This window comes from Spirosoma endophyticum (assembly GCF_900112365.1).
GTDB classification, from domain to species: domain Bacteria; phylum Bacteroidota; class Bacteroidia; order Cytophagales; family Spirosomataceae; genus Spirosoma; species Spirosoma endophyticum.
Map to the genome: position 1 here is coordinate 1 of NZ_FOLQ01000065.1, position 4,140 is coordinate 4,140.

At 45.8% G+C, this 4,140-nt stretch carries 4 protein-coding genes and 1 pseudogene; 1 reads left to right on the forward strand and 4 read right to left on the reverse strand.

Annotated elements, in window-relative coordinates:
- Positions 1–125: 125 nt before the first annotated feature.
- Positions 126–287: pseudogene (locus BM202_RS39285) on the reverse strand (transposase); the annotation flags it as partial.
- Positions 288–469: 182 nt separating this feature from the next.
- On the opposite strand from BM202_RS39285, the gene BM202_RS36325 reads away from it, so the two are divergent.
- Complete coding sequence (locus BM202_RS36325; protein ID WP_093835479.1) at positions 470–883, forward strand: response regulator; 414 nt, start codon at positions 470–472, stop codon at positions 881–883.
- A gap of 229 nt (positions 884–1,112) precedes the next feature.
- Here BM202_RS36325 and BM202_RS36330 read toward each other — a convergent pair whose 3' ends face one another.
- The 3 genes from BM202_RS36330 to BM202_RS36340 form a co-directional block, all read right to left on the reverse strand.
- Entirely contained in the window at positions 1,113–1,526 is a 414-nt protein-coding gene (locus BM202_RS36330; RefSeq protein WP_093835481.1) for a response regulator, read from the reverse strand.
- Between the two features lie 256 nt (positions 1,527–1,782).
- Positions 1,783–2,028 (reverse strand): hypothetical protein, encoded by a 246-nt coding sequence (locus tag BM202_RS36335; protein WP_093835483.1) that lies wholly within the window; start codon positions 2,026–2,028, stop codon positions 1,783–1,785.
- An 800-nt stretch (positions 2,029–2,828) separates the two neighbouring features.
- Entirely contained in the window at positions 2,829–3,320 is a 492-nt protein-coding gene (locus tag BM202_RS36340; protein WP_245776944.1) for a response regulator, read from the reverse strand.
- Positions 3,321–4,140 lie beyond the last annotated feature (820 nt).

Consider the following 4,140-nt stretch of genomic DNA (forward strand, 5'->3'; position numbering starts at 1 on the left):
TTCCCGTCTCCCCTGGAGAAGATGCCGACTGCCTTTTTTAGTATATCGCGTTCAAGCTGAGCGTCTTTGAGTTCTTTCTGTAGCCGTTTGATCAGTTTCTGTTCTTCGCTCAGCTCGGTGGCCGCAGTTGCAACTTGACCAAGGCTTTTATGGCTTTGCCGCCATTTGGTGATCCGACTCGAATCAATGCCGAGTTCACGAGCGACTTCTTGTACAGAGCCTTTCGCGTAGGACAACTCGATGGCCATCCGTTTAAATGCCTCGTCGAACACACGTCTTTTCTTCATGGGTACTTTTGGGTTTGTTCCCAAATGTGCCTAAAAACTGTCTCCAGTCAAATGTAGCAAGTTCAGATTAAATAAAATTAAAACTAAGCCTCTTTAAAACTGTTCATAAACTAGGTAGGATATGGGGTAATTTGTAGACGCTTAACTTTTTGGGCAAGCTCTCTTTTTGTACATAAGGCAACATGAACTATTCCATATTAGTCGTCGACGATGACGAAGATGATTTTGTACTACTAGCGGCTAAAATAAAGCGGTGTCAGCTTGATGTTACCTTAACCCACGCGTCGTCGGGGGAGGCGGCGAAGCGACAGCTTCAGGAGGGGTTCCAGCCACATCTGATTCTGGTGGACGCCCAGATGCCCCGCATGAATGGATATGAGTTGCTCAACTGGATCATGGATTCGGACCCTTGGCGCCATATACCGGTTGTCATTTGGACGGGGGCCATCTCCGAGCAGGAGGTGAGGCGCTATTACCAGGCGGGGGCGAATTCCCTACTCTTGAAACAGGACGCCTTACAGGACGCTGAAACGTTTTGTCGGCATTGGTTCCAGTTGGTGCTACTGCCTCAATCGGTTTTGAGCGGTCCTCCTTGACGCCCACAAATTACCCGACCCTTTATTATTTATCCGGTAGGGCAACTAGCGTCTGCCTGAAGTCTGGCAGAAAGAAGATAGTATCCTTGATAAAGATGTCTTTGGCCAAACTCGTAAATATGCCTACCCGAGGTCAGTTTATAGCTGACTGATGTACTCAACGCTACGATCGTTACACCCAATTGCTTAGATGGTTAAGTTTTTTATACGCATCACATCCTGACGTTAGTTAACAGCATCTATCCAGTAGCCAGGTTCGCCGTAATTGGGTCACCGTTTCGCCAAGGGCCCGCGCATCCAGCGGCTTGGTGATAAACTCATTGGCCCCTAACTCACGCGCTCGTTGCTGATCCTCTTGGGCCTCGGAAGTCGTTAAGATAACAACGGGCGTGGCTTGATAAAGCGGGTTTTTCCGTAACCACTGTAGGGCCTCAAAGCCATCCAAGCGAGGCATATTCAAATCCAGCAGAATCAGACTGGGCATAGCCTTACTTTGGGCCAACGTTTCGAGCAGGACCTCCCCGTTAGATGCAAATTGCAGGCGGCATTCGGGACTGTGCTCACTAAAGGCTCTGGCCAGCAAATAACAATCATCTTCATCATCATCGGCGATAAAGACACAGGGAGAAGGGGGGTGGTTCATAGGAAAGTTGTTATGGACTGGGCACTTATTGGCTTTTGACAAACCGATCCAGGAGTAGGTTTAATGAAGCGGCAAAAATAAGAGGATTGTACGATAGTTGTATACTATCACAAAGGTATAGTACAGCCAAAAACAAATGCTCCCTGTCAGGCATGCGACCCCCTCGTTCAAAAAGAGAAATAAAACAAGGAGGTGGAGTCTACTAAAATCTATAGGCGGTTTTGCAGTTCCATAGAAATTTACATAAACATGAGGCTCACGCTTTCCGGGGTCTACCACCACCCCAAGGCTTTCGGCCCGGTGGAAAGGCTTCTGTATCAATATAACCAATCGGTTCTCCCCTTGGCCCTTTCAGACGGACCACCGGCAGGGTACCTTTAATGATCCGGTTATAGATGGCCTGTCTAGTCAGCCCGCACAACTGGGCGTAGTGGTAGGGTGTCACGTAGTGCCACTCTGGATAAGTAAGCCCAACGTCAAGGGTCCCAACATTGGTACTCATAGCTAATTGATTTGAAACGTTATTGGGCGAAGAATAAAAAATCTCGGTATTGATTTTTTGCCAATTGGGTGAACTGCATGAAAGGCTAGGTGAATCGACAGGAATCCGGGGTGAATGGTAAAAGAAATAGCCCCAACAGAAGGCCTAAACACTACACTCTCTAATCAACTGGTAACTGCAACAAAAAAGGCTGATTGCCGTGTCACCGTTCTTGCATTAATATTTATTTTTGCTCAGCGCCTCATTTTCTTCCACACATTGCTAACATTGCCGAGACATAATTTTCAATATTATCTACTCTTTTTTGTTCCTCATTTTGGTTCTCTACTTTTCCCAATAATCATCCGGAAACACAAACGGGGGTATATAGACTTCATAAGTAATTTCCTCTTCAATATCTTCTATACGTATTATTACTTTTAGTGGGTCAGGGTGGCAGAGGTGACTATAATAGTTTTTTATTTTTTAGTCTATAGAGCATTGTAGCTTTTCGATACTATTACCATAAATCAAGAAAATACCGCTATCGGCAATTTCTCCTTTTGCTATAAAGTTTCCCTCCTCCATAGGGTCTTTTATAACCAAAAATGAAGCCTCTTTTATAAATATTTATTTATAATTTTATAAAGCCTTTTCGCTAGCATTCCACCTTTCCTACAAAACAACAGAGAAGCCAGGTATCGGCAGTTAATAGCTAGGCGGCCACCATATAGCTAAAAACTCACTCAAGCGCTTCGACTTATTTACTAGCAATAGATAACGTTTCAGTAAAATTGTGCCTTAAAACGAAGATAGGGACTTTACAGGCCAAGTGATAAAGGAGGTAAGGTTACTGTCTCCCACCAAAAAGAACGTAACTCCTGGAAGAGGGGTAGCCAAGCGGCAAACTGAGTAGGTTTGACTACATAGGCGGCTGTGCCAGCCCTGTATGATTGCTCAATATCAACCGGGTCAGCAGACCCACTAAACATAACGATCGGAATCAGATTGATTGAGGCTGGCATGGCTTTTATCCACTTTAGTAACTGCCAGCCCTCCTCACTACTAGGTAAATACAGATCCAGTAAAATGAGTTTAGGAATTTCCCATTCTTGGTAGCACCATACCTCGAGTAGGCGCATAGCCTGCTGGGGGGTGGCCATGCGCACGGGCGTTACCTCCGGTAAGCATTGCTGCATGGCTTGGCTCATAAGTAGCCACTGATCCTCATTATCCTCAATAATGAGTACTTTGGCATTTCTAAGATTGGCCTGGACACTCGTTTCAATCCGCTTCATAATGACGTTATACATAGAATAAGCTATAACCAACTGCGGCCCGTCTCGGTTAAAGGGCTCTCTTTTCAGGCCGCTAATATTACCTATACCAGGCCTGCTTGCTCAGGTTATCTCCTCACCAATCAGGCTTTGTCACCCAATAACAGACTTTTAAACGATTCAGGAGTTTACCGAAGGGTACTTACCAAGCCCTTGTACTAATGGACTTACTGCGCCTGATTATTAATAAACAGAAAAACGCAGGGTATTCGCCTCAAAAGTCGATCATTGAACCTGTTGCTAAAGGCAAGCTTCCTAGATTTACGGCCTCGGTAAGTATAGGAGATGTGCTCCACTGCAGCCATTTGTGGGGAATGACTGGTGAATGACGTGCTTTGGGACGAAGTGTAACGGGTAAAGGAAAAACACAAGGTAGTGTAACGCATTATACTAATACTTGTCTGAAGGGACAAAGGGGCCCTTTAATGAACACGCTTAGACTGAACTAACCCGTTGAGAAATTATGCTGTGTTGCTTAACCATGTTGGACTAATAAGGGCAAGTCCGCGAGTTTAGTATCCCGCTCAATGACCTAAAGACCGGGCTGGACTTCGTTAGTCAGTTGGTGGCCAAGGGGAAAACGTTGCTAAACGTGTGGGGCCAGAAGGGTCACAAAACCACCGAATTACCACTCCATATCTTTGATGGCATGCCCTTTCAGGCAGCCATGCAGGCGCTTCACCATCAGGGCAGGCACTGGTAAAAAAACTGCCCGGTTAGTATCTCAACCCAATCAGGATCTGATCAAGCTGACGCGGAAACGGCTGCACCTGTGCCAGAGTAATATGGCTAACCA